Here is a 25,757-nt window from a genome sequence, read left to right as displayed (position 1 = left end):
TGACCCTGCCCGACCGCTTCATCGACCACAACACCCAGGACGTCCAGTATCACGAGGCCGGACTCGATGCCGCCGCCATCGCGCATACCGCATTCCATGCCCTGGGGATCGAAAACAACATGACCCAACCCTTGCTAAAGGCGACAATCGGACCGAAGTCATGATGGTGATGCGACGCTTGATGAAATCCCCGTCCCGGATATCCCTCTCCCGGACGTCTCGGCCCATGGCTACCCTGTTCCTGTGCGCCGGCCTGGCCGTGGTCCCGGCAGCGGCCCCGCTGGTCGCATCGGCGGCGCACGCCCAGTCCGCCGGGCGGGCCGCGCAGGTCACGGTGACGGCCCCGGTCAACGCGCTCTATGCCGCGCTGGGCCGGATCCAGGCCCCGGGCAGCGGCACGTTCGACCAACGGGCACAGATCCTCGCCCCCGTGGTGGACAAGGTCTATAATCTGGAGACGGTGCTGCGGGGGTCCGTCGGTCTGCGTTATGCGGGCCTGTCGGACGGGGACAAGCAGCAATTGCTGGATGTGTTCCGCCAGTTCACCATCGCCCGCTATATCTCCAGCTTCAAACCCGGCGGCGATGCCCATTTCAACGTGGACCCGACCCCGCGCCCGTCCCCGGTCGGCAACGACCAGATCGTGACGACGCATATCGGATCGACCGAGGACCCGGACGGCACCGAGATCGACTATGTCATGCGCTCGGGCCCCGATGGCTGGCGCATCGTCGACGTCCTGCTGAACGCCCATATCAGCCAGATCGCGGCCCAGCGGTCCGATTTCAGTTCCACCCTCGCATCCGGGAATGTGCAGACTCTGATCACGCTGCTACAGAAGAGGGTCAAGGCGCTCTCGGCCGGGTGATCCGCAGCCGGAACCGACCGACGCCCCTGACCCGAGACGACCTGCGCCCCCTGCCGGAAAGATGATGTCCGCCTTGCACGCCCTTGCCTCCCCCGCCGGTGCCGCCGCCCTGATCGCGGTTGCAGGGTGCGTGCAGGCATCACTGGGTACGGCGCTGATGTCCCGCTTCAGATGGCGGGAGCGGCGCGTCCCCATGGCGCCTACCCTGCCGCCGGTCACCGTCCTGAAGCCACTGCATGGCGACGAACCCCTGCTGGAGGAAGCGCTGGAAAGCTTCTGCACGCAGGACTACCCCCGCATGCAGATCGTCTTCGGCGTGCAGGATGCGGGCGACCCGGCGATCGCCATCGTCCGGCGGCTGCGCGAACGCCATCCGGGGCTGGAGATCGACCTGGTGGTCGATCCGGCCGGGCATGGCGTCAACCGCAAGATCGGCAATCTGATCAACATGCTGCCGAAGGCCCGGCACGATATCCTGATCATCTCCGACTCGGATATCCATGTGGCGCCGGACTATCTGCGGCATGTCGTCGACGCGCTGTCGCGGCCCGGAGTCGGGCTGGTGACGACCCTGTATGCCGGCCTGCCGGCCACGCGATCCCTGCCGCGCCTGCTGGCGGCCTGCCAGATCAACCATAATTTCCTGCCGGGCGTGATGCTGTCGCGCTATCTGGGCCGGCAGGACTGCCTGGGGGCCACCATGGCCCTGCGGCGCGAGATGCTGGACGCCGTCGGCGGCCTGCAGGCCCTGGCGCCGCACATCGCCGACGACGCCATGCTGGGCCGCCTGGTGCGCGAGCGCCGCCAGCATATCGCCATCGCGTCGTGCATGACCTGGACCACCGTGGGCGAGGCCAGCTTCGGCGACGTGCTGACGCACGAGTTGCGCTGGGGCCGCACGGTCAAGACGCTGGAGCCAGCGGGCTACGCGGCCTCGGCCGTCCAGCTGCCGCTGTTCTGGGCGGCGGTGGCCGTCCTGTGCCAGCCCCATGCACGATGGACATGGGCGGTTTTCCTGGCTGTCTGGGCCGCCAGGGCAATTTGCGCGTTCTTCATGGACCGCATGCTGGCCCAGCGCAGCATGGTTCCCCTGTTGCTGCTGCCGGTGCGCGACTGGCTTTCGGCAGCCATCATGGCGGGCAGCGTGACCGGCAGCCGCGTGGCGTGGCGTGGACAGACGATGCATCTCGCGCCACATTCGGTTATAACGCCCCCATCCCGTCCTGTCGTACGGAGCGACTGACAGCGCCCCTGCGACACAAGGCATATCAAGAACGGGCGTGCCGGACCCCCATTCCAGCAGGTCCCCCACGTTCCTAGGATCCGCGTATCATGATGAAGACCCTGTTCCTCCAACCCCCTTCCTTCGACGGTTTCGACGGCGGCGCGGGCTCCCGCTACCAGGCGAAGCGGGAAATCAGGTCGTTCTGGTATCCGACATGGCTGGCCCAGCCCGCCGCCCTGGTCGAAGGCAGCCGCCTGATCGACGCCCCGCCGGCGCGCATGGGCATGGAGCCGATCCTGCAGGACGTGCGCAACCGCGACCTGGTGGTGATGCATACTTCCACCCCGTCCTTCGCCTCGGACGTGCGGGTGGCGCAGATGCTGAAGGACGCGAACCCGTCGCTGAAAATCGGCATGGTCGGCGCCAAGGTCGCCGTCCAGCCCGAGGAAAGCCTGCTGAAGGGCGGCCCGGTCGATTTCGTGGCCCGCAACGAATTTGACTTCACGATCAAGGAAATCGCCGAAGGCCGCGACCTGAAGGACGTGGACGGCATTTCCTGGCGCAATGACGAAGGCGTCATCGTCCATAACCGCGACCGCGCCATGATCGAGAACATGGACAGTCTGCCCTTCGTGACCGAGGTCTACAAGCGCGACCTGAAGATCGAGGATTACTTCATCGGGTACCTGATGCACCCGTACATCTCGATCTACACCGGCCGGGGCTGCAAATCGCGCTGCACCTTCTGCCTGTGGCCGCAAACGGTGGGCGGGCATCACTACCGTACCCGCAGCCCGGAACATGTCGCCGCCGAGATCCGCCTGGCGCGGCAGTATTTCCCGCAGGTCAAGGAATTCTTCTTCGACGACGACACCTTCACCGACGATTTGCCGCGCGCCGAAGCGATCGCGCGCGAACTGGGCAAGATGGGCGTCACCTGGTCGTGCAACGCCAAGGCCAACGTGCCACGCAAGACGCTGGAAGTCCTGAAGGACAACGGCCTGCGCCTGCTGCTGGTCGGCTACGAGAGCGGCAACCAGCAGATCCTGCACAATATCAAGAAGGGCCTGCGGGTCGAGGTCGCGCGCGAATTCACCAAAAACTGCCACGAGCTGGGGATCAAGATCCACGGCACGTTCATCCTGGGCCTGCCCGGCGAGACGAAGGAAACGATCCAGGAGACGATCAAGTTCGCCACCGAGATCAATCCGCACACCTTGCAGGTGTCCCTGGCCGCGCCCTATCCCGGCACGTTCCTGTATAAGCAGGCGGCCGAGAACGGTTGGCTGGACGAAAGCAATGCCGAACTGATCGACGATAACGGCGTGCAGATCGCCCCCCTGCACTACCCGCATCTGTCGCATACCGAAATCTTCGGCAGCGTCGAGGAATTCTACCGGAAATTCTATTTCCGCGCGCCCAAGATCGCCTCGATCGTCGGCGAGATGGTGCTCAGCCCGCAGATGATGAAGCGCCGCCTGCGCGAGGGCGTGGAATTCTTCCAGTTCCTGCGTGACCGCCGCGCGGCCTGACCGCGCCCGCCGGGGCCGCCGCCCCGGCGGCCCTTTCCCCGGCGAGTGTCCATGAAGCGCGTGATCGTATCCGCCGACGATTTCGGTCTGTCGGAAGAGGTCAACGAAGCCATCGAGATCGCGCATCGCGACGGCCTGCTGTCCACCGCCAGCCTGATGGTGGCGGGGCCGGCGGCGGCGGATGCGATCGCGCGCGCGCGCCGCCTGCCCGGCCTGCATGTCGGGCTGCATCTGGTGGTGATCGAGGGACCGGCAACCCTGCCGCCCGCCGACATTCCTTCGCTGGTAGATCGGGACGGGCAGTTTCCGTCCAACCAGCTTGAACTGGGCATCAATTATTTCTTTCGCCCCGGCGTACGCCGCCAGCTCGCGGCCGAGATCGAAGCCCAGTTCGCGGCCTTCGCCCGGACGGGGCTGACGCTGGACCACGCCAACGCGCACAAGCACATGCATCTGCACCCGACGGTGGGCAAGCTGATGATCGAAAGCGGCCTGCGCCACGGCCTGCGGGCGATCCGCGTCCCGCTGGAGCCGCCCGAGCCCCTGTTCGCCGCCGGCACCTACAGCGATTCGCCGGGGGCCGCCGCCCTGCGGCGCTGGACCGGTGTGCTGCGCCGCCAGGCCCACCGCGCCGGATTGCGCACCAACGACTGGTGCTTCGGTATCGCCTGGAGCGGCCACATGACCACCGACCGGGTCGCGGCCCTGGCCGCGCACCTGCCCGACGGGCTGTCGGAAATCTATTTCCACCCCGCCACCGCGAAGAACGCGCTGATCGACAGGGTGATGCCGGATTATGAGCATGCAGCCGAACTGGCCGCCCTGTGCAGTCCCGGCTTCCGCGCCGGCCTGTCGCACTGCCGCGCCCTGCCGACGACGTGGACGCAGGACTGATCGCAATACCGATCGGGCGTTGCCCGAACTCACCTGGCCTGAGGCCCGGGTCCCCGATGATGGATAAATAAATTGGTTTCCAAAGACCGGCGGCCTTTGGCGGTCAGGGCTGTTCCTCGACCGTGGCGTCGGCCATCCGGGACTGGGCCGGGCTGAGGCCCGAATGCGCCATTTCCGTCCCTGTCGGCGCTTGCGGGTCCGAAAAATAGAGCATCCGGCTGGGAAAGGCGAACAGCACCGTCCGGTTCCGAAAAAAATCCATTCCCAGGATATTATAGGCCGCCTTGGCCACGTCGGCCTGCAGCACCGCGCCGTGGAGGGTACCGAGCACGAGCTGGTCGAAGCGGTGCCGGTGACCGACGATCGCCGTGCCGGCGTCGGTGCGGCTGCGTGGATCGTTGGCCAGTTCGGGTGGCCCCACCCCCGCATCGGCGGCATCGGCGGCGCGGATGATGGAGGCGTTGGACCCGGGTTCCACCTCCATGCCGATGGGCACGGCGTTGATCGTCACCTGCACCATGACATCCATCCCCCGCACGTCGGGCATCAGCGCCGCGGCATAGGGCCGCGCACCGACCAGAAGCGACACGGGCGGGCAGCCCGGGGCGCCGCTTTCCTTGAACAGGGTCAGGGTCTGGTTGGGAAAATCCAGCAGGACATTGTAATTTCCCAGGATGTCGTAGCCCAGCACCCCCAGCACGGACCGCCCCGCGATCTTCTGTTCGCCGAACGGCCCCAGCATGACCCCGTTGATGTGATGGGCCGTTCCCAGCCCGATCACCAGATCGTCGACCATCGTGGTGTAGGACCGGCCTTCGCCGGTCACCGTCTGCACCGGCAGCGCCTTGCCCACGGGATAGTGCATGTCGGCGCGCTCGAACACGCCCAGGCTTTCCTGTGTCATGCCCAGGAACGCCGCCCCCGCCATCCCGTTGATTCGCACCGGGATGGCGGGGCTGCCGTCGCCGGTCAGCAGCGGCGCCGTGATCACATGGGCGACGCAGCGTTCCGGCACCACCTCCACGTCGGCCCGGTCGGCCCCCTCAGCCGCCCGGGCGCGTACGGCCCAAAACACGACCAGCAGGGCGGCCGGAACAAGGACGACCGCACGCGACGACAGGCCCATCCCCCTCCATTCCGTCCCTGGGCCCGCCATGCCGATCGTTCAGTTCTTCAGCCCGTATTTCAACTTGCCCAGCGTCGCCGCGATCACCTCGGCCACGGTGCTTTCGATGTCGATGACCAGGGCGTGCTCGTCCGGCGCGGGTTCCTCGAGCGTCGCAAGCTGGCTGGGCAGCAGGCTGGGCGGCATGTAATGCCCCTTGCGCCGCGCCAGGCGCGCCTGCAGCACCGGCTCGGGCACCTTCAGATAGACGAACACCACGTCGTCCGTCCCCTGCCGCAGCACGTCGCGATAGGACCGCTTCAGCGCCGAACAGGTCAGGATGCCGCCACCGCCTTCGGCGATCCGCGCGTCGATCCATTGGCGGCACAGCGCCAGCCACGGCCAGCGGTCCTCGTCCGTCAGGGGAATGCCGGCGGCCATCTTGTCCACGTTGGCCTTGGGATGCAGAAGGTCGCCCTCCTGGTACGGCCAGCCCAGGATGTTGTGCAGGCCCTCGGCCACCGTCGTCTTGCCCGAGCCCGAGACGCCCATGATGACCAGCACCCGGGGGCGGATTCCCTCGGCCTGCGGCAGGGGGGCGGTCATGCCGCCACCAGGCGGGTCAGGCCGTTGCGGCCGGCCACGATGACCTCGGACGTCCGATGGATGAACAGGCCGCTTTCCACCACGCCGACCACGCCGCGAATCGCGGCGGCCAGGGCCGGCGGGTCGGCGATGGGACCGAACGTGCAATCCAGGATCATGTTGCCCCCGTCGGTGACGTACAGGCCCCCATTGCGATCCATCCTTGGCGCGACCCGCCCGCCCAGGTCGCCCAGCTGCCGCGCCGTGCTTTCCCAGCCGAAGGACGTGACCTCGACCGGGACCGGCACGCGGCTGCCCAGATGGTCGACCAGCTTGCTTTCGTCCACCACGACGATGAAGCGGCGCGCCGCGGCAGCCACGATCTTTTCGCGGAACAGGGCGCCCCCCAGCCCCTTGATCAGGTCCAGCGACCCGCGCTCGACCTCGTCGGCGCCGTCGATGGCCAGATCCAGTTGCGGGTGGGTTGCGAACGTCACCAGCGTGATGCCGTGCGCCCGCGCCTGGTCGGCCGAGCGTTCCGAGGTGGGAATGCCGACGAAGCGCAGCCCTTCGGCCCAGCGCCGGCCCAATGCGTCGATCATCATCGCCGACGTGCTGCCCGACCCCAGGCCCACCGCCATCCCGTCCTGCACCATGGCGGCGGCTTCCTCGGCCGCCATGCGCTTCAGTTCATTCATCGGGTCCGCATCCTGGACGCCCATTGCCTTGTCTCCTCCGGAGCCTGCCGGACGAGCCGGCGGCCCTCTTGTCGTTTCTTCGGTTCGTCCGGGCCCGATCAGCCCCCGGTGGCCGCCTTGTCCAGCAGCCAGACCAGTTCGCCCTCGGTAGTGATGTGGCTGGCCGGTTCGCCGGGGTCGCCCGCGCGTACCTTGGTGAAGGCCTCCTTCTTGCCGGCACCGGCCAGCATGAACACCACATGGCGGCTGGAATGGATCGCCGGATAGGTCAGGGTCAGGCGCGTGTGCGGCGCGTCGTCGGGCACGCACGTCGACACCCACAGCGTCCGTTCGTTCAGCACCGGCGTACGTGGGAACAGCGAAGCCGTGTGGCCGTTGTCGCCCAGCCCCAGCAGCACGACGTCGAACAGCGGCCGGCCCGCCTGCAGGGTGCCGGCGCCATAGACGGCCTGCAACTCCGCCTGGTACCGCGCGGCGGCGGCGGTGGGGTCGCCCTGTGTCGGCATCGGATGCACGTTGGCCTCCGGCACGGCGACATGCGACAGCAGCGCCTGGCGCGTCATGGTGTAGTTGTTCGCCGGATCGCTTTCGGGAACGAAGCGTTCGTCGCCGAAAAAGAACTGGGTGCGGTCCCACGGAAAGCGCGCGGCATAGTCGGGCGAAGCCAGGATCTCGTACAGCCGCTTGGGCGTGGACCCGCCGGACAGCGCCACCACGAAGGGGCCGCCGGTCTTGGCCAGCGCCTGTTCGGTCAGCCATTCGGCCACGTACCGGGCAATCGCCTCGCCATCCGCGAGCACAATCATCTCGCCGGTTTTCACGTCATGACCGCCCATCAGGCTTCATCTCCCAGAATATAACGTTCGACACCCACCGCGAACCCTTCCTCCTCCGACGAGGTCGAGACGTGGGTGGCCTGTGCCTTCACCTCGTCATTGGCCTGGCCCATGGCGATGGACAGGCCGCTGCGCCGGAACATCAGCACGTCGTTCGGCTGATCGCCCAGCGTCGCCATCTGCGCCGCCGGCACGCCCAGCAGCCGTTCCAGCGCCATCACCACCCCGCCCTTGTTGGCGTCGTGATGCGTGACGTCGACATAATAAGGCTGCGACCGCGCGGCCGATGCCGCATCGCCCAGCGCTTCCTGCAAATCGTGCTCGACCCGCTTCATCAGTTCCAGGTCGTCGCTGACGCCCGTGATCTTCACCACCTGGTCCAGCGCCGCGCCCACGTCGGCGGCGACCTTGGGGGGGAATTTCACCGTCCATTGCTCGCGGGCGACATGCGGGGCCTCGGGGTTCGAGACGATCCAGTCATTGCCGTTATAGACCCAGGGGTCGACCTTGTGGTCGCGCAGGATACCCAGCGTGCGGCGCGCGACCTCCGGCGTCAGGGTATGGGCCTCGATCACCGAAAAATCGGGACGCACGATCATCCCGCCGTTGAACCCGGCGATCGGCTGGTCGATCCGCAGCGGCTCGGTCACCATCTTCATGCCCAGCGGCGGGCGGCCGCTGGTGATGGCGAACAGGATTCCACGTTCGCGCAGGCGGTCGACCGCGCGGATCGCGCGCGGGGTCAGGATCTTTTCGCGCGTGACCAGCGTACCGTCGACATCCGCCAGCACCAGCCGGATCGGCCCGGCCTTCCCCGCGATCATACCCGCTTCCTCAATCTCTTCACCCGCCCGGCCCCTTCAGACCCGCGGCAGGACATAGCGTTCAATCGCATGCGCCCAGCCATCCTGCTCGTTGCTGGCGGTCACGAAATGGGCGTGGGCCTTGACCCCGTCGGGGGCATTGCCCATCGCGATCGCCACCCCGGCCTCGTCCAGCATCGGCACGTCATTGTACATATCGCCGATGCACGCAACTTCTCCGATATCAACATTCATCAGGCGCGCCAGTTCTAATGCTGCATAGCCCTTGTTCGCGCGCGAATGGGTGATGTCGAGATAGTAATCCGACGAGCGATGCACGCTGGCGCGGCCGGCCAGCAGGGCACCGATCTCGGCCTCCATCCGCGCCAGCAGCGGATAGTCGGACGACGCCCCCATGATCTTGCCGACATTATGGGTGTGGGCGTCGAAATCGGGCACGACCACCGGATCGGTCTGCACCACCTGGCGCTCGCGCGCAACATAGGGGCCGGCGGGGTCGGTCACCATCCAGTCATGGCCGATGAACAGCCATGGGTCTACCCGGTGGGCCTGCAGGATTTCGACCGATTGCCGCACCGCATCGGGGTCCAGCGACAGGCGCGAGACGATGGTGCCGTCCGGCATGGCGATCAGCCCGCCGTTCAGCCCCGCGCGGGGCGTATCGATCGCCAGCGGGCCGAGGAACATTTCCATGCCGCGTGGCGCGCGGCTGCTGACCAGGCACAGCCCCACCCCCGCCGCCCGCAGCGACCGCGCGGCCGCCAGCACGGCGGGCGTCAGGCGCTTGTCGCGCGTGACCAGCGTACCGTCGATATCCGACACCACCAGCCGGATTTTGCCCGACGGCGCCGCCCGGGCCATGGGCGCCGCATCGGCGCTCATGCCGTCAGTCCCAGCCAGTGCCGCCCGTCCCGCGCCAGCAGCGCGTCGGCCTCGACCGGGCCGGCCGACCCGGCGGCATAGGAACACAGCGGCGCCTCTTCCGGCCGGTCGCACCAATCCAGCACCGGCTGTACGGCGCGCCACCCGGCCTCGATATTGTCGGCACGCTGGAACAGCGTCGCATCCCCCGTCATGCAGTCGTAGATCAGGGTTTCGTAGCCGGTACTCGGCCCCTCGCTGAACCATTCCGAGTAATCGAACTTCATGCGCACGCCGCCCAGCCGGACCGTGGGCCCCGGGATCTTGGCGCCGAACTGCATGGTGACGCCTTCGGTCGGCTGGATATGCATGATCATGATATTGGGCGTGAGCCGTTCGACCGGCGTGTCGCGGAACAGCGCATACGGCGCGTGCCGGAAATGAATGGCGATCTCGGTCTTGCGCACCGCCAGCCGCTTGCCGGTGCGCAGATAGAACGGCACCCCGGCCCAGCGCCAATTGTCGATATTCAGCTTCATCGCGACATAGGTCTCGGTCCGGGACTCCGGCGCCACGTCGGGTTCGTCGCGATAGCCGCGCACGGGCGCGCCCGCCAGCGCCCCGGCCGTGTACTGCCCGCGCACCACGTCCTCGGGCATCAGGCTGTGGATCGCCTTCAGGACCTTCGATTTCTCGTCGCGCACCGCGTCGGCATCGAAGGAAACCGGGGCTTCCATCGCCGTCATGGCCAGAAGCTGCATCAGGTGGTTCGGCACCATGTCGCGCAGCGCGCCGGTCCCTTCATAGAACCGGCCGCGCTTTTCCACGCCCACGGTTTCGGCCGCCGTGATCTGGACATGGTCGATATTCTGCCGGTTCCACAACGGTTCGAAAAAGCCGTTGGAAAACCGCAGGGCCATGATGTTCTGGACCGTTTCCTTGCCCAGGTAATGATCTATCCGGTAGATCTGCCGTTCCCGCAGGGTGCCCAGCAGGCGGGTGTTGAGTTCGCGCGCGGACTTCAGGTCATGCCCGAACGGCTTTTCCACGATCACCCGACGATAGGCGCCGTCGGCCTCCTCGGTCAGGCCTGACGTGCCCAGATTGTCCACGATGGGGCCGAAGAAGCGCGCGGCGACCGCCAGGTAGAACACCGCGTTGCCCCCGCCGACACGCTGCGCCAGCCAGTCGTAGGTTTCCGCTTCCTCGAACGACCCGCGCAGGTAGGTGACGCGGGTGTGCAGCCACTGCCAGATGTCGTCGCGCAGCACGGTCGCCGAAGTGCCGCGCCGCGCTACGAATTCCTGCAGGGCATCGTGGAACTGGGCGCGCAGGATGTCGCTCGACAATTCGGCCCAGTCGACGGCGACGATGGAAAACCCGTCATCCAACAATCCGGCGCAGGCCAGATTGTAGATCGCGGGCACCAGCAGCCGCTTCGTCAGGTCTCCCCCGCCGCCGAAGACGACAAAGGTACAGGGCGGGGCCGGCCGTGGCTGCGTTCCCGCGCCGGCCCCCTGTATCTCGGACGATGCTGACGCGACTATTCCATCCATGTCGGACGTTTCCCTGCCCTGTTTCCACCCGTTCCCGTCGTTGAGATTTTTATTATTTTTTCTCGACGTGGCCGCCAAAGCCGAAGCGCATGGCGGATAGAACCTTCTCGGCGTAGTTATTGCCGGTGCGCGACCGGAAGCGCGTGAACAGCGACGCGGTGATGACCGGCGCCGGCACCGATTCCTCGATCGCCGCTTCCAGCGTCCAGCGACCCTCGCCGGAATCCGCGACCTCGCCCGTGAATTCGGACAGCGATGCGTTCTTGGCCAGGGCTTCCGCCGTCAGGTCCAGCAGCCACGAAGACACGACGCTGCCGCGCCGCCACACCTCGGCGATATCGGCCATGTTCAGGTCGAAGCGCTGGTCTTCGGGCAGGATGGCCGAATTCTTGGTCTTCATGATGTCGAAGCCCTCGGCGAAGGCCTGCATCATACCATACTCGATGCCGTTATGGACCATCTTGACGAAATGGCCGGACCCGGCAGGCCCGCAATGCAGGTATCCCTGCTCCGCCCGGGGATCCAGGCCCGGCTTGTCGCGGTCGGGGGTGAGGGGCGCATCGCCCTTGCCCGGCGCCAGCGCGCTGAGGATCGGGTCGATATGGTCGGTCGAATCCTTCGTGCCGCCATACATCATGCAATAGCCGCGCTCCAGGCCCCACACGCCGCCGGACGTGCCGACGTCGATATAGTGGATGCCCTTCTCCGATAGCTGGGCCGCGCGACGGATATCGTCCTTGTAATAGCTGTTGCCGCCGTCGATGACGATGTCATCCTTGCCCAGCAGGCCGTTCAGCTGCTGGACCGCGGCCTCGGTGATCTCGCCCGACGGCAGCATGACCCATACGATCTTGCGGCCGGCGGTCAGCTTGGCGACCAGATCCTCGACGCTGCCGGCGGCGATGCCGCGCCCGCCCTCGGTCCGCTCGGCGACCTTGGCGACGGTGGCGGGGTCGCGGTCGAACAGGACCACGTCATGTCCATGTCGCGTCAGACGGACGGCGATGTTCCCGCCCATGCGGCCAAGGCCGATGATGCCGATTTGCATGTTCTTGTTTCTCCTTTGCGCGAAACCTCGCCGCGCATGCATCAGCCGCCCCGATCAGGGTCCGGCGGCCGGCAGTACGCCCCGCCCGCAACAGGCGGGCGGGGCTGGGACTTGATCAGACGGAAGCGGCGATGGCCTTGCCCAGCGCATCCAGGCCGGATTTCAGGTCACCCTTGATATGCACCCGCAGGGCGCGACGGCCCCGTTCGGCCAGGACGTCGAAATCGCCACGCGCCTGCGCGGCCTTCACCACGCCGAAGGTGTATTTCTCGCCCGGGACCGGCAGGTCGGCCACATCGTCGGCGGTGATCTGCAGGAACACGCCGCTGTTGGGTCCGCCCTTGTAGGCCTGGCCGGTGGAATGCAGGAAACGGGGCCCGAATTCCGCCGCCGTCGCCACCTTCAGCGCGTCGCGGATGGTCAGGCGGGTCGCCTGGATCCATTCGCGGGTCGCAAGGTCGCGTTCGACATAGGCCAGCAGCCCGACATAGTCGCCCGCCTTCACCCGGCCGAAATGCGCCTTCAGGATGTCCGCCAGCGATCCGCCCTTCAGCGCCGCCGCGTTGGTCGCATCGGCGAAGAACGAGAAGGCGCCGTCGGTCGCGAACGGCGCTTCCGCCGGCAGCGTGCCCGTTTCGTTATAGGCGGTCGTCAGCTTCTTGGTTTCGATCTTGGACGCCTCGACATCCGGCTGGTCGAACGGGTTGATCCCCAGGATCGAACCGGCGACCGCCGTCGCGAATTCCCAATGGAAGAATTCCTGCGCGATCTGCCGCTTGTCATGCAGGTGGATCGTCACCACCGGCTCACCCGCCGCGACCAGCGCACGCACGGCTTCGTCCTCTTCGGCGCAGGCATGCGAATCCAGGCGCAGATACGCGAAGACGCGATCCTTGCCGTACAGTGCCGGGGCTCCCAGCGTCTCGTCATCGATGGGGATCAGCCCGCGGCCGATCTTGCCGGTCGATTCCGCGATCAACTGCTCCAGCCACGCGCCCAGGTCGCGGATCGGGTGCGAGGTCACGAAGGTCACCTTGTCGCGGCCGAACTTCGTCGCCGCCACGCCCAGCACGGTGCCCAGCAGCACGCCCGGATTCAGCGCCGGCGGCACAGACGCGGCCGAGGCCCTGACCCCATGCAGCGCGGAGTCGAGGAACGCCTTCAGCGGCACCCCGGCGGCAGCCGCCGGGACGATGCCGAAATTCGACAGCACGGAATACCGGCCGCCGATCTGCTTCTCGCCGTGGAAGATCTTCCAGAATCCGTCCTTCTTCGCGACATCTTCCATGTGCGAACCGGGATCGGTCACGGCGACGAAGTGCCCGCCGACCTTGTCGCCCAGCACCTTCCTGGCCGCATCGTAGAAATAGGCCTTGAGGATGTTCGGCTCCAGCGTGCCGCCCGACTTGGACGAGACGATGAACAGCGTGTTGGCAAGGTCGATCTTCTTCTCGAACGCCTTGACCTGCTGCGGGTCGGTGCTGTCGAGGACATAAAGATGCGGGAAGCCCTCATGCCTGCCGAAGGTCTCGGCCAGCACCTCGGGCCCAAGGCTCGATCCGCCCATGCCCAGCAGCAGGATGTCCTTGAAGCCCTTCTGCTTCACCTCGGCCTGGAAAGCCTCCAGCGCCGGCAGGTCGGCCAGGCGGTCATCGACGATGTCCAGCCATTTCAACCATTGGGCCTCGTCCTTGCCGGTCCAGACCGTCGCATCGCGCGCCCACAGGCGACGGACCAGGCCGCCCTTGCGCCAGGCGTCCAGACTGGCCTTGACGGCGCTGTCCAGCTCGGCGGGCAGGTCGACCGTCGTCTTGGTCAGCACGTCGCCCAGCAGCGCGTTCTGCTTGGTGGCGACCGTGCCCAGCAGGTCGTCGAACGCATCGGCGAACGAGGCCACGCCTTCGTTCACCAGGGTCGTCGTCACGCCATCGAGGTCCAGGCCCAGGCGCTTGGCCTCGGCCATGACGTGGCGGGCGCCCTCGACATCCTCGGTCAGCGAGGCACGGACCTTGCCGTGGTCGCGGAAGGCGTCGAACGTCGCCGGCGGGATGGTGTTGACGGTCTCGGGGCCGATCAGCTCCTCGACATACAGCACGTCGCTGTAGGCCTTGTCCTTGGTGCCGGTGCTGGCCCACAGCAGACGCTGCGTCTGCGCGCCGGCGGCCGCCAGCTTCTGCCAGCGCGGGCTGGCCGTCACTTCCAGCCAATGCTGGTAGGCCATCTTGGCGTTGGCGATCGCGACCTTGCCGCGCAGCGCCTTCAGCGCCTCGGCATCCTTGTCGCCGGCCGCCACGCGGTCGTCGATCTTCTTGTCGATCTTGCCGTCGATGCGGCTGACGAAGAACGAGGCGACGCTGGCGATGTCCGAGACCGGCAGCCCCTTGGCGTGACGGTCCTCGAGCCCGGCGATATACGCCTCGAGCACCTTCTTGTAGGCGTCGAGCGCGAACAGCAGGGTGACGTTGATGCTCAGCCCTTCGGAAATGGCTGCGCGGACCGCCGGCACACCCTCGTCGGTGCCGGGGATCTTGATCATCAGGTTCCGGGCATCGACCGCCTTCCACAGGCGGAGGGCCTCCTCGATCGTGCCGGCGGTGTCGCGGGCCAGATACGGCGAGACCTCGAGGCTGACATAGCCGTCCACGCCCTTGGTCTGCTCGTAGACCGGATAGAGGACGGCGGTCGCGGCCTTGATGTCGTCGATGGCCATCGTCTCGTACAAGGTGCCGGCCGAGACGATCTTGTGGGCCAGGATGTCCTTGTACTGGGGATCGTAATCCGTCCCCTGCCCCATGGCCTTCTGGAAGATGGCCGGGTTGGAGGTCACGCCCTTCAGCCCGTCCTCGTCCACCAGCTTCTTCAGGCTGCCGTTCTCGGTGTAGGACCTCTGGATGAAGTCCAGCCAGGGGGACTGGCCGAACGATTCAAGCGCCTTGAGCGGATTGGTGGCGCCCTGAACACCCGTCTTCTGCACGACGTTCATGGTGTTGCTCCTTAGATGTCATGGCGGATTGTCCCCGACCGGTGGGTCGGACTCCGCCTTTCTGGACTCTGAAACGGGCCGGGTCCGCACGCGGCCGAAACCGGCCCCCGTGCGACCCCGGCCAACGGGATCAGCCTGCCTTGCCTGCCTGCTTGCGGGCTTCCGCCAGGACGGCCTCGACCGTAAAGCCGAATTTCTTCATCAGCTGGTCGGCGGGGGCCGAGGCACCGAACGACTGCATGGCGATGATCGAACCGGTCAGCCCGACATAGCGGTCCCAACCGATCGGCGAGGCCATTTCCACCGCCACGCGGCCGCTGACCTCGGGGGGCAGCACGCTGTCGCGATAGGATTTCGGCTGCGCCTCGAACAGGTCCCATGACGGCATGGACACCACGCGCGCCTTCACCCCTTCGGCCTTCAGCGTCTCGTAGGCCTTGACCACCAGGTCGACCTCGCTGCCCGTCGCCATCAGGATGACGTCCGGGGTGCCGTCGCTGTCGGCCAGCACATAGGCGCCCTTCGCCAGGCCCGAGGCCGGAGCGTAGACCGTACGGTCCAGCGTGGGCAGGTTCTGGCGGCTGAGGATCAGCACCGACGGACGGTCGGTCATGGGCAGGATCGTGCGCCAGGCCTCGGCGACCTCGTTCGCATCGCCCGGGCGGATCATCGTGACGCCGGGGGTGGACCGCAGCTGCACCAGTTGTTCGATCGGCTGATGGGTCGGTCCGTCCTCGCCCACGCCGATCGAATCATGCGTGAAGATATACAGCACCGGCTGGTTCATCAGCGCCGACAGGCGGATCGGCGGCTTCATGTAGTCGGAGAAGATCAGGAAGCCCGAGCAGTAGGCCCGGATACCCGACAGCGAAATCCCGTTGCAGATCGAGCCCATCGCATGCTCGCGCACACCGAAATGCAGGTTGCGGCCACCATAGGTGCCATTCCATTCCGGCGGCTGGTACGCGCCCGCGCCCTGGAAGGTCAGGTTGGTCTTGGTGGACGGCGACAGGTCCGCCGATCCGCCGATCAGCCAGGGGAAGTTCGGCGCGATGGCATTCAGCACCTCGCCCGAGCTCTGGCGCGAGGCCACGCCCTTGGCGCTGGCTTCGTAAACCGGGATGTCCTTGTCCCAGCCGGCGGGTAGTCGGTTGTGCAGGATCTCGTCCAGTTCGCCCGCCAGTTCGGGGTATTCGGTGGCATAGGACGCATATAGCGCCTTCCACGCGGCGCTGGCCGCGGCGCCACGGGCGCCCAGGCCCTTCTGGAAATGCTCCAGCACGCCCTCGGGCACGTAGAAGCTCTTGTCCTCGGGCCACCCATAGGCCCGCTTCGCGCCGCGGATTTCCTCGTCGCCCAGCGGTTCGCCGTGTGCCGAGGCGGTGCCGGCCTTCTTGGGCGCGCCCCAGCCGATGACCGAATGGACGATGATCAGAGTCGGACGGGCCGTCTCGGCCTTCGCCACGGCCAGCTTGGTCTGGAAATCTGCCAGATCGTTGGCGTCCTTGACCTCCAGAACGTGCCAGCCATAGCCCTCGAAGCGTTTCTGCACGTTCTCGGTGAAGGCAATGTCGGTCGATCCCTCGATCGAGATCCGGTTGCTGTCATAGATCCACGTCAGGTTGCCCAGACGCAGGTGCCCGGCGGTCGACGCCGCCTCGCTGGCCACGCCCTCCATCATGTCGCCGTCGCCGCAGAACGTGTAGACGTGATAGTCGAACAGCGGAAAGCCCGGCTTGTTGAAGCGGGCGGCCAGCCATTTCTCGGCCATCGCCATGCCGACCGAATTGCCGCAGCCCTGCCCCAGCGGGCCGGTCGTCGTCTCGACGCCCGCCGTGTGGTGATATTCCGGATGGCCGGGCGTCTTGGAATCGAGCTGACGGAACCGGGTCAGGTCCTCCAGCGTCAGCGACGGCGCATCGAGCACCTTGCCGTGCTTCACGTCCCGCACGCCGGCCAGGTAGATCAGCGAATAGATCAGCATCGACGCATGGCCGATGGACAGCACGAAACGATCGCGGTTGGGCCACAGCGGATCGGCCGGATCGTAACTCAGGACATTCTGCCACAGCGCGTAGGCCGGGGGCGCCATCGCCATCGGCGTGCCCGGATGACCGGATTTCGCCTTCTGAACGCCATCCATCGACAAGGTGCGAATGGTGTTGATGCACAGCAGGTCCTGGTCAGAGGACCCGACCGTCGCGCCGTCCGGGGCCCGAACAAGCTGGGTGAGTATGGAACGCATTAAACAGCTTTCTCCATTATGGTTGCCCTGTCTCGTACATCCGATCCGGGCCGCCGACATCCGGGCAGGCCACACCCCCGCAAGATCCGTGCCCCCGCACAAGCAGGGACGCGTCGCCGACATGGGAAGAGGACTGCCCCGGTGTCGGGCCCCTGATCGTCATTTTTTTGTCATCCGGTGGCGACCCTGGCCGCCCGGGCCGAATGCACTTTCGCGTACAGTCTCACGACCTCCCCGTCGGGGCAAGTCAGCGGAGCAAGTCACCGGCGGATTCAAAACCTCGCCCGCATTAGAGCGCCCCCCGATGGCAGGATTCCAGTCCCCGCTCATCACGAGTCCTCGACTACGCCCCGCTCTGGCCCCGATCGGCGCGACGGGACATACTGGTTCTTCCCCCGCGCGGAGCGCCCGGATGCCGATTGTCCCCCTGCCTGTTTCGCCCACCCTGCCGGTTTCGGACCATTGCGACGGGCGCCGTTTCTTCAACCCGGCCGCGATCATACCGCCCCCCACCGGGCCGCACGCCCCGCGCGCGCTGTCGATCCTGCGGTGGCAATGGGGCCGTCGCCGCCGGATCGCGCGCTGGCCCGCGCGGCTGGACAACCCGGCCCCCGCAGGCGATCCGCACGCCCACCCCGCCCCCGGCCACGCCCAGATCACCTTCATCGGCCACAGCACGTTTCTGCTGCGCCTGCCCTGCAACGACGGATCGACCCTGACGGTGCTGACCGACCCGGTCTTTTCCGACCGCTGCTCGCCCGTGCGGTGGGCCGGACCCCGCCGGGTCCGCCCGCCGGGCCGCGCCATCGCCGACCTGCCGCGGATCGACGTGGTCCTGGTGTCGCACTGCCATTACGACCATCTGGACCTGCCCAGCCTGGCCCGAATCGGCCGTCGGGACGCACCGGTCGTGCTCACCCCGCCGGGCAATGCGCGGCATCTGCGCAAGGCCGGACTTGGCCGCGCCGGCCTGGGCGAGATCGTCGAACTGGACTGGTGGGAGGAAACGGGGGTGGGACAGGCGCGGTTCACCTGCACACCCGCGCGGCACGGCTCGGCCCGCACGCCCTTCGACCGCAATCGCGCGCTGTGGGGCGGCTTCACCATCCATGCCGATACGCGGACCCGGGGCGACACGCCGAGCGTATTCTTCGCGGGGGACAGCGGGCACGGGCGACACTGGCGCCTGATCCGCGACCGGCTGGGCGCGCCGGACATCGCCCTGTTGCCCGTGGGCGCCTACGACCCCAGAGTTCTGATGGAAGCCGTCCACACCACGCCCGAGGAATCGGTGCAGGCGATGCTCGACCTCGACGCCGCGCGGGCGGTGGGCATGCATTTCGGCACATTCCGGCTGACCGACGAACCGATCGACGAGCCGCTGCGTCGCCTGGCCGTCGCCTGCGCCGCCGCGGGCCTGGAACCGGAGCGATTCACCAGCCTGAACCATGGGGAATGCCGCGATTTCGCGCCCCTGCCTCCCGTCGTCCGGCCTTGACGGTCGCATCCCCGCCCATGAGGGTCTAGGATGGATCGTCCGCCCCAATTTCACCGAGGCCCCCGATGCGCGAGACCAGCGTGACCGACACGACCGCCAATGACGCCCCCCTGCCGGGGGAACAGGGCCCGGGGGAACAGGGCCATGACCCGGCCACCGTTTTCACGGACTCCGAGATCGCGGGCCTGTTCCTGGACGCCGCGCGCGACGGCCAGACCGACCTGATCGAAAGCTTCCTCGCCGCCGGCATCGACCCCGACCTGCGCGATGCGCGGGGATATTCCGCCCTGCTCCTGGCCGCCTACAACAGCCATGCCGAAACCGTTGCCTGCCTGCTGGCGCATCGCGCGACCGTCGACCTGCAGGACGGCAAGGGTTCCACGGCGCTGGCCGGCGTGGCGTTCAAGGGCGACCTGGCCGTCGCGCGCCAGCTGGTCGCGGCCGGGGCGGCGATCGACGCCCCCAACCATGTCGGACGGACGCCGCTGATCTTCGCCACGATGTTCAATCGCGCGCCGATCGTCGCCTTCCTGCTGGAACACGGCGCCAACCCCGACCACCGCGACGGCGAGGGCAACAGCGCGCGGCTGGTGGCCGAACGCCAGGGCCAGGCGGCGATCATGGCGCTGATGCCGCCGCGCGGACGGGCGGACGGCCCCCACCCTCGACATTGACCGCGCGCGCCCGGCTTCCCGGCCGGGCACGCCGGCCTGCAAGCCTGCCGGACCATCCGACCCGTCGGCGCCTTCGCGCGACGTCCGGCCCCCTATCGTCCCATCCGCCAACGGAACCTGTCATGAGCCGCTTCTGGAGCCCGATCGTCCACAGCCTGACGCCCTATGTGCCGGGCGAGCAGCCGCAGATGACGAAGCAGATCAAGCTCAACACCAACGAATCCCCCTACGGCCCGCCGCCGGCGGCGCTGGAGGCGATTCGCGCGGCCACCGGCGATCGGCTGCGCCTGTATTCGGACCCCACCGCCGAGCGGCTGCGCGCCGCGATCGCCACCGCCCATGGTGTGGCGATGGACGAAATCTTCGTCGGCAACGGATCGGACGAGGTGCTGGCCCACAGCTTCCAGGCGCTGCTGAAGCATGACGAGCCGTTGCTGACGCCGGACATCACCTACAGTTTCTACCCGGTCTATTGCAGCCTATACGGCATCACGCACGAACCCGTGCCCCTGAACGCGGCGATGCAGATCGACGTCGAGGATTATCTGCGCCCGTGCGGCGGGATCGTGCTGCCGAACCCGAACGCGCCGACCGGCATCGCGCTGGGGCTGGGCCGGATCGAGACATTGCTGCGCGCCCATCCCGACCGCGTGGTGGTGGTCGACGAGGCCTATGTCGACTTCGGCGCCGACACCGCGATCCCGCTGATCCGGCATTTTCCCAACCTGCTGGTCGTCCGCACATTGTCGAAAGCCCATGCGCTGGCGGGCCTGCGGGTAGGGTATGCGATCGGGCAGGCCCACCTGATCGAGGGGCTGAACCGGGTGAAGGACAGCTTCAATTCCTATCCGCTCGATCTTCTGGCCCAGGTCGGGGCGACCGCGGCGATCGAGGATCGGGAATGGCTTGCGCGGACCACGGGAAAGATCATAAAATCACGCAACGGGCTGACATCCAGCCTGAGGGGACTGGGGTTCGAGGTTCTGCCGTCACAGGCAAATTTCGTATTCGCCCGCCATCCTGATCGTGACGCCGTCCGACTGGCCGCCGCCCTGCGGGAGCGGGCCATCATCGTGCGCCATTTCAGGACGCCCAGGATCGCGGAATGGCTGCGCATCACGGTCGGCACCGACGAGGAATGCCGGATGGTGACGGATGCGCTGGACGCCATTCTGAAACAGAACGCGGACTGACCTGCGGTCGTTCGGCGCCGGGCCCGCCCGTCGCGGCGGCCGATTGGGTCATGGGGGCCGTGTACCCTTTTTGATCCTGGTGCGTTCCCGCTATAGTCCGGAAACCCGCTCTTTTTTCACTTCCTACCATGGACCATCATCATGCGCGCATTTCACGGCCAGATGTCCGACAACCAACCCATCCGGCGGTCGCAGGCGGAAAAGCAGAAGCAGTTGCGCGACCTGCGCGAGACCCTGGCGGCAATGAAGTCGCACACCGCCCCCACCCTGCGCGAAAGCGTCCAGAAGCGCATCCGCCAGCTTGAAGCCGAACTGGCCGCGGCACCGGCGCTGAAGAACGCGGATGCGCCGCGCGGGCAGCGGACCGACGGGCCGCGCCAGGGCCCGGGGTCGCGCCAGGACTTCGGGTCGCCCCGGCGTCACCGCTCGATCTGACCCCCATCCGGGGCGGCGTCGCCCGCCCCGGATAGCCTTCAGGGCACGCGCGGCAGCGTCCGGGCCCGATTGCGATAGACCTGCTCCTCGTAATCCATTTCCTGCAACAGCAGGGTTTCGGTTTCGTCATTGACGTAATCGGCGGACCGCAGGTTCCGCAATTCGACCCGCGACGCGCGCAGGTTGGTCAGGCGCAGCGCCAGTTCCAGCCGCATCCGGCGAATCGAGCGGATCTGCATCTCGGTCGCCGGCCCGTCGCCGTCCTTCTGCAACTGGCCCAGCCGGTTTTCATATTCCTGCATCAGGCGGGCGATGATCTCGACGCGCATTTCGGCCGCCTCGTCGCGCGTGCCGGCACGCGCGGTCAGGGCCGCCTGTTCGTCACGCATCGCACGGATGATCGTGCGCAGCAGCACCAGGCGCGCCCAGTCGACTTCGCGCCCCCGCGGGTCGCCCTGCCCCCCGTCCAGCCCCGCGACCAGCCACGGCAGCAGCAGGCTGGCCATCAGCAGCGAGACGAGGATGACCCCGGTGGCCAGGGTCACCAGCAGGTCACGGAACGGAAACCCCGCCCCTACCTGAGGCAGCGACAATACCGCCGCCAGGGTCACCGCCCCCCGGACGCCTGCAACCGTCCCGACCAGAACGGCCCGCAACGACGGCCAGCGCATCGCCCCACGCGCCCGGTCGCGCAGGGCGTCCAGCACCAGGACGATCCACAACCCGCCGAACCGCAGCACGCACATCGCCAGGTGGATGCCGACGATGAGCGGCAGCAGCAGCCATGGCGAGGTCCCCGCCCCGCGCGCCAGCGCAATCCCGTTGCCCGCCAATTCCGGCAATTGCAGGCCAAGCAGCAGGAAGATGATCGAGTTGAAGATGAAATTCACCATGTTCCACACGGTGCGCGCCTGCAGCCGGGTGGTGATCTGGGTTTCCTGGAGCACGCCGGTCAGCTTGGCCGTCATCCCGCCGGCCACTACGGCCAGGATGCCTGAACACCCCACCGATTCCGCCAGCAGATAGGCCCCGAACGGCAGCAGAAGCATGAAGGTGATCTGCGTCGGCGGATCGTCGTAGCCACGCCGCAGCAGGAACCGGTCCAGCCGGGCCGCGACGTAGCAGACCCCCATCCCGATCGCGATCCCCCCCACCGCCAGCAGGCCGAACGTCAGCAACGCCGCGTGCAGCGAGAACGCCCCCGTCACCGCCGCAGCCGCCGCGAACCGGAAGCACACCAGGCCCGAGGCATCGTTCAGCAGGGATTCGCCGTCCAGCACATGCACGATGCGGCGCGGCACCGTGGCGTCCAGCATGCCGCTCACGGCCACCGCGTCGGTCGGCGACAATACGCCGGCCAGCGCGAAGCACAGGGGCAGGCCCAGCACGGGGATCAGCCAGTGCAGGGCGTAGCCGCACAGGATGGTGGTCGCCAGCACCAGCGGCACGGCCAGCGCGAAGATGATGCCGCGCAACTGCCCGAATTCGCGGGTCGGCATCCGGAACGCATCGCTGAACAGCAGCGGCGGGATGAACAGCAGCATGAACATGTCGGGATCCAGCGCGACATGCAGGCCCGCAACCGACCCCGCCACCCCCAGCGCGATCTGGATCAGTGGCAACGGAACCGCAAGGGGCAGCAGGCGCGAGAACAGGCTGCTGGCCGCTGCCACGGACAGCAGGATCAGACCAACGATAACGTCATGCATAACCGGTCTTCGGTACCCCCGCGACGGAGCGAGCGGATGCTCCGACCGCCGATCCTGCCCGGCCCGGCCAGATCTGACCAGCGGGGCCGGAAACGGCGCACGGCCCAGCTGGTGACTTTCCGTCACCAGGAGCGACCGACAAGGCGTCTCCCTCGCCCGGCGCACATCGGCAATATAAACCCGAAAGCGCAGACCCGCGCGCATCCCGAGGACCGACGACATGCCACCGACCACCAATTCCGCCCTTCAGACCCGGCGCATGAACGCGGTTCCGCGCGGCGTGGGGTCGGCCACCACCATCCACGCGGCCCGCGCCGAGAATGCCGAGCTGTGGGATGTCGAAGGCCGTCGCTACATCGATTTCGCCGGCGGCATCGCGGTGCTGAATGTCGGCCACCGCCATCCCAAGGTGATGGAGGCCGTCCGCCGGCAGCTCGACCTGTTCACTCATACGGCATTCCAGGTCGCGCCGTACGAGTCCTATATCGCGCTGGCCGAGCGCCTGAACGCGTTGGCGCCCTTCCCCGGACCGGCCAAGACCATCCTGTTCTCGACGGGCGCCGAGGCCACCGAAAACGCGGTCAAGATCGCCCGGGCCGCGACCGGCCGCAACGGGGTCATCGCCTTCACCGGCGGGTTCCACGGCCGCACGCTGCTGGCATCGGCCATGACGGGGAAGGTCAACCCGTACAAGACGCCGTTCGGCAGCCTGCCGCCCGACGTGTATCACGTGCCCTTCCCCGCCGGGGACGTGTCGGTGGATGACAGTCTGAAGGCCCTGGGCTTCCTGTTCGCGGCCGACCTCGACCCCAGCCGCGTCGCGGCCATCATCATCGAGCCGGTCCAGGGCGAAGGCGGGTTCCGCGTCGCCCCGACCGGCCTGCTGCAGGCCCTGCGGGACGTGTGCGACACGCACGGCATCGTCCTGATCGCCGACGAGGTACAGACCGGCTTCGCCCGCACCGGCAGCCTGTTCGGCATCGCCCTGTCGGGCGTGGCGCCGGACCTGGTCTGCGTCGCCAAGTCGCTGGGCGGCGGCTTTCCGCTGTCGGGCGTCATCGGCCGGGCCGACCTGATGGATGCGGTCGGGCCGGGCGGCCTGGGCGGCACCTATGCCGGCGCGCCCATCGCCTGTGCGGCGGCGCTGGCGGTCCTGGACGTGATCGAGGAAGAAGGGCTGGTGGAGCGCGCCAATGCCATCGGCGCGCGCATCCGCGCCCGGCTGGAGGCCCTGCGCGGCCGTACCGACCTGTTGCCCTTCGGCGCGCCGCGCGGTCCGGGCGCCATGATCGGCTTCGACATCCTGGAACATCGCGACGGTGCGGCCGTGCGTCGCGGCGGGGCGGCGGCCGTGTGCGCCCGCGCGGCGGAACTGGGCCTGATCCTGCTGTCCTGCGGCGTCCATGGCGAAACCATCCGCATCCTGGTGCCGCTGACCGCCGCCGACAGCCAGATCGACGAGGGGCTGGCGATCATCGAGCAGGCGCTGGCGGCCTGACCCGCACGGGGGCGGGCAACGCCCCCAGGCACATCCGCCGCGCCTGCTTGACAAGGGCGCGACCCTGCGGAAGGCTTCGGTTCACTGGGGCAACGATCTTGCCCCGTGTCCCCCGGCCGGCAGGAGTGCAGGACATCCATGGCACAGCGGATGAACCTCTGTTTCGACGTCTCCTACATTGCGCTGGACGGGCGATGGCGGGTGCCCGGCTCGTGGGTCGGTCGCCGTTTCCCCGATGTCGGGATGTATGAAGACATCGCCCGTCTTGCCGAAAGAGGCTGCCTGGACCTGATCTTTTCGGGAGATGGCACCGGCGTGCCCAGCACCTGGGAGGGGTCGACCGACGACGCCGTGCGCTGGGGGGTGTCCTGGCCGCGCCAGGACATGAATCCCCTGATGGTGGCCATGTCGCGCGTGACCCGGCATGTCGGGTTCGGGCTGACCTATTCCTCCACCTTCATGCATCCCTATTATCTGGCGCGCCTGATGAACGCGCTGGACCATGTCAGCGACGGCCGCATGGCGCTCAATCTGGTCACGACGACGCGGCGTGCGGATGCGGCGAATTTCGGGTTCGACGACCTGGCCGAACACAACACCCGCTACGAGCGGATGGAGGAGTTCGTCGAGGTCTGTCGCGCCCTGTGGGATGGCGTGGAGCCGGACGCCATGATCTGGGACCGCGAAACGGGACAGGTCGGCGACCCCGCGAAGATCCACGCCATCAATCATCGCGGCCGGTTCTTCCAGGTCAAAGGCCCGCTCAATACACCGCCCTCGCCGCAGGGACGGCCGATCCTGGTACAGGCCGGGGGCTCGCCGCGCGGGATCCGCGCGGCCGCCGGCTTCGTCGACGTCGCGTTCGGCGAAGACAAGGCCCTGGCCTTGCAGGTGCAACAGCGCAAGGATTTCGACGCCGCCCTGCGCCAGGCCGGGCGCGACCCCGCACGCGTCGGAATCATCTGGCAACAGCCGATGATCGTGGCCGAAACCGAGCAGGAAGCCGTCCGCGAGCGTGAGGGCCTTCTGACCATGATCCCGAAAGAGGTCGCCGGCGTCTATCTGTCTCACAATTCGGGCTATGATTTCTCGAAACTTCCCCAGCGGTTTCGCCTTGACGAACTGAATGCCGAGATCGCGGCGACACAGGCCACGCCCGTGGGCTTCGTGCACGCACTGGCCCACAAGCTGGGTGCAGAAACCGAGATCTCGCGCGAGGAATTCTTCGAATATGGCGTCCGCCGCGCCACCAGCTACGACACTACCTTCGCCGGCAGCGCCGCGCAGGCCGCCGATTATCTGGAAGAAACGTTCGAGGCCACCGGCAGCCGGGGCGGCTTCATGCTGGGCCATCCGATGGTCATGCCCGGCGACCTTGCCCGCATCGTGGATTTCCTGGTGCCAGAACTTCAGCGACGCGGGCGGTTCCGCAAGGAATATTCCGGCGGGACGCTGCGCGACACGTTAATGGACATCTACGACGAGTGACG

The 25,757-nt window shown here is 67.4% G+C and carries 21 protein-coding genes; 10 read left to right on the top strand and 11 right to left on the bottom strand.

All coding sequences use genetic code 11. The features are described from left to right. The first annotated feature begins 226 nt into the window (after window positions 1-226). The 4 genes from HLH34_RS03900 to hpnK all read left to right on the top strand — a co-directional run bounded on the left by HLH34_RS03900 (window position 227) and on the right by hpnK (window position 4,519). Entirely contained in the window at window positions 227-868 is a 642-nt protein-coding gene (locus HLH34_RS03900; protein WP_240162133.1) for an ABC transporter substrate-binding protein, read from the top strand. Window positions 869-932: 64 nt separating this feature from the next. Continuing rightward, window positions 933-2,111, top strand: a complete 1,179-nt coding sequence (gene hpnI, locus HLH34_RS03895; protein ID WP_183118315.1) for a bacteriohopanetetrol glucosamine biosynthesis glycosyltransferase HpnI — start codon at window positions 933-935, stop codon at window positions 2,109-2,111. An 89-nt stretch (window positions 2,112-2,200) separates the two neighbouring features. Continuing rightward, entirely contained in the window at window positions 2,201-3,625 is a 1,425-nt protein-coding gene (gene hpnJ, locus HLH34_RS03890) for a hopanoid biosynthesis associated radical SAM protein HpnJ (protein ID WP_183118284.1), read from the top strand. 51 nt (window positions 3,626-3,676) lie between these two features. Further along, window positions 3,677-4,519 carry a hopanoid biosynthesis-associated protein HpnK gene (hpnK, locus tag HLH34_RS03885; RefSeq protein WP_183118283.1) on the top strand — a complete coding sequence of 281 codons (843 nt, stop codon included), beginning with the start codon at window positions 3,677-3,679 and terminating at the stop codon, window positions 4,517-4,519. Window positions 4,520-4,622: 103 nt separating this feature from the next. Here hpnK and HLH34_RS03880 read toward each other — a convergent pair whose 3' ends face one another. The 10 genes from HLH34_RS03880 to tkt form a co-directional block, all read right to left on the bottom strand. After that, window positions 4,623-5,675 carry a retropepsin-like aspartic protease gene (locus HLH34_RS03880; RefSeq protein WP_244959606.1) on the bottom strand — a complete coding sequence of 351 codons (1,053 nt, stop codon included), beginning with the start codon at window positions 5,673-5,675 and terminating at the stop codon, window positions 4,623-4,625. 9 nt (window positions 5,676-5,684) lie between these two features. Continuing rightward, complete coding sequence (locus tag HLH34_RS03875) at window positions 5,685-6,230, bottom strand: gluconokinase (RefSeq protein WP_183118282.1); 546 nt, start codon at window positions 6,228-6,230, stop codon at window positions 5,685-5,687. Further along, the gene (gene rpiA / locus HLH34_RS03870; protein WP_183118281.1) at window positions 6,227-6,931 is read right to left on the bottom strand and encodes a ribose-5-phosphate isomerase RpiA; all 705 of its coding nucleotides are present in this window, start codon (window positions 6,929-6,931) and stop codon (window positions 6,227-6,229) included. The genes HLH34_RS03875 and rpiA overlap by 4 nt, the downstream gene beginning before the upstream one ends. Before the next feature lie 74 nt (window positions 6,932-7,005). Beyond that, window positions 7,006-7,743 (bottom strand): 6-phosphogluconolactonase, encoded by a 738-nt coding sequence (gene pgl, locus HLH34_RS03865; protein WP_183118280.1) that lies wholly within the window; start codon window positions 7,741-7,743, stop codon window positions 7,006-7,008. Then, entirely contained in the window at window positions 7,743-8,567 is an 825-nt protein-coding gene (locus HLH34_RS03860) for a Cof-type HAD-IIB family hydrolase (RefSeq protein ID WP_183118279.1), read from the bottom strand. Before HLH34_RS03860 ends, pgl begins: the two co-directional genes overlap by 1 nt. A 36-nt stretch (window positions 8,568-8,603) precedes the next feature. After that, window positions 8,604-9,449 carry a Cof-type HAD-IIB family hydrolase gene (locus tag HLH34_RS03855; protein WP_183118278.1) on the bottom strand — a complete coding sequence of 282 codons (846 nt, stop codon included), beginning with the start codon at window positions 9,447-9,449 and terminating at the stop codon, window positions 8,604-8,606. Next, the gene (zwf, locus tag HLH34_RS03850; RefSeq protein ID WP_183118277.1) at window positions 9,446-10,984 is read right to left on the bottom strand and encodes a glucose-6-phosphate dehydrogenase; all 1,539 of its coding nucleotides are present in this window, start codon (window positions 10,982-10,984) and stop codon (window positions 9,446-9,448) included. The genes HLH34_RS03855 and zwf overlap by 4 nt, the downstream gene beginning before the upstream one ends. Window positions 10,985-11,036: 52 nt before the next feature. Further along, window positions 11,037-12,032, bottom strand: a complete 996-nt coding sequence (gene gnd, locus HLH34_RS03845) for a phosphogluconate dehydrogenase (NAD(+)-dependent, decarboxylating) (protein ID WP_183118276.1) — start codon at window positions 12,030-12,032, stop codon at window positions 11,037-11,039. 115 nt (window positions 12,033-12,147) lie between these two features. Next, window positions 12,148-15,015 (bottom strand): bifunctional transaldolase/phosoglucose isomerase, encoded by a 2,868-nt coding sequence (locus tag HLH34_RS03840; RefSeq protein WP_183118275.1) that lies wholly within the window; start codon window positions 15,013-15,015, stop codon window positions 12,148-12,150. Between the two features lie 130 nt (window positions 15,016-15,145). Further along, window positions 15,146-17,260: a transketolase gene (tkt, locus tag HLH34_RS03835; protein ID WP_183118274.1), complete on the bottom strand. Its 2,115-nt coding sequence runs from the start codon at window positions 17,258-17,260 to the stop codon at window positions 15,146-15,148. A gap of 412 nt (window positions 17,261-17,672) precedes the next feature. Between tkt and HLH34_RS03830 the strand changes: the two genes are divergently transcribed. The 4 genes from HLH34_RS03830 to HLH34_RS03815 all read left to right on the top strand — a co-directional run bounded on the left by HLH34_RS03830 (window position 17,673) and on the right by HLH34_RS03815 (window position 21,060). Continuing rightward, window positions 17,673-18,758, top strand: a complete 1,086-nt coding sequence (locus HLH34_RS03830) for an MBL fold metallo-hydrolase (protein ID WP_183118273.1) — start codon at window positions 17,673-17,675, stop codon at window positions 18,756-18,758. A gap of 65 nt (window positions 18,759-18,823) precedes the next feature. Continuing rightward, the gene (locus HLH34_RS03825) at window positions 18,824-19,432 is read left to right on the top strand and encodes an ankyrin repeat domain-containing protein (protein ID WP_183118272.1); all 609 of its coding nucleotides are present in this window, start codon (window positions 18,824-18,826) and stop codon (window positions 19,430-19,432) included. A gap of 122 nt (window positions 19,433-19,554) precedes the next feature. Next, the gene (gene hisC / locus HLH34_RS03820; protein WP_183118271.1) at window positions 19,555-20,625 is read left to right on the top strand and encodes a histidinol-phosphate transaminase; all 1,071 of its coding nucleotides are present in this window, start codon (window positions 19,555-19,557) and stop codon (window positions 20,623-20,625) included. A gap of 141 nt (window positions 20,626-20,766) precedes the next feature. Next, a complete protein-coding gene (locus HLH34_RS03815) occupies window positions 20,767-21,060 on the top strand; it encodes a hypothetical protein (RefSeq protein ID WP_183118270.1) in 294 nt (97 codons plus the stop codon). Between the two features lie 38 nt (window positions 21,061-21,098). Here the strand turns inward: HLH34_RS03815 and HLH34_RS03810 are convergent, their stop codons facing one another. Then, a complete protein-coding gene (locus HLH34_RS03810; RefSeq protein WP_183118269.1) occupies window positions 21,099-22,769 on the bottom strand; it encodes a Na+/H+ antiporter in 1,671 nt (556 codons plus the stop codon). Window positions 22,770-22,989: 220 nt separating this feature from the next. Between HLH34_RS03810 and gabT the strand changes: the two genes are divergently transcribed. After that, a complete protein-coding gene (gene gabT, locus HLH34_RS03805) occupies window positions 22,990-24,267 on the top strand; it encodes a 4-aminobutyrate--2-oxoglutarate transaminase (RefSeq protein ID WP_183118268.1) in 1,278 nt (425 codons plus the stop codon). A 138-nt stretch (window positions 24,268-24,405) separates the two neighbouring features. Then, the gene (locus HLH34_RS03800; RefSeq protein ID WP_183118267.1) at window positions 24,406-25,755 is read left to right on the top strand and encodes an NtaA/DmoA family FMN-dependent monooxygenase; all 1,350 of its coding nucleotides are present in this window, start codon (window positions 24,406-24,408) and stop codon (window positions 25,753-25,755) included. Window positions 25,756-25,757 lie beyond the last annotated feature (2 nt).

Origin of the sequence: Gluconacetobacter azotocaptans (assembly GCF_014174355.1) — a bacterium.
GTDB classification, from domain to species: Bacteria; Pseudomonadota; Alphaproteobacteria; order Acetobacterales; family Acetobacteraceae; genus Gluconacetobacter; species Gluconacetobacter azotocaptans.
This window is presented reverse-complemented; position numbering and strand designations above follow the sequence as displayed.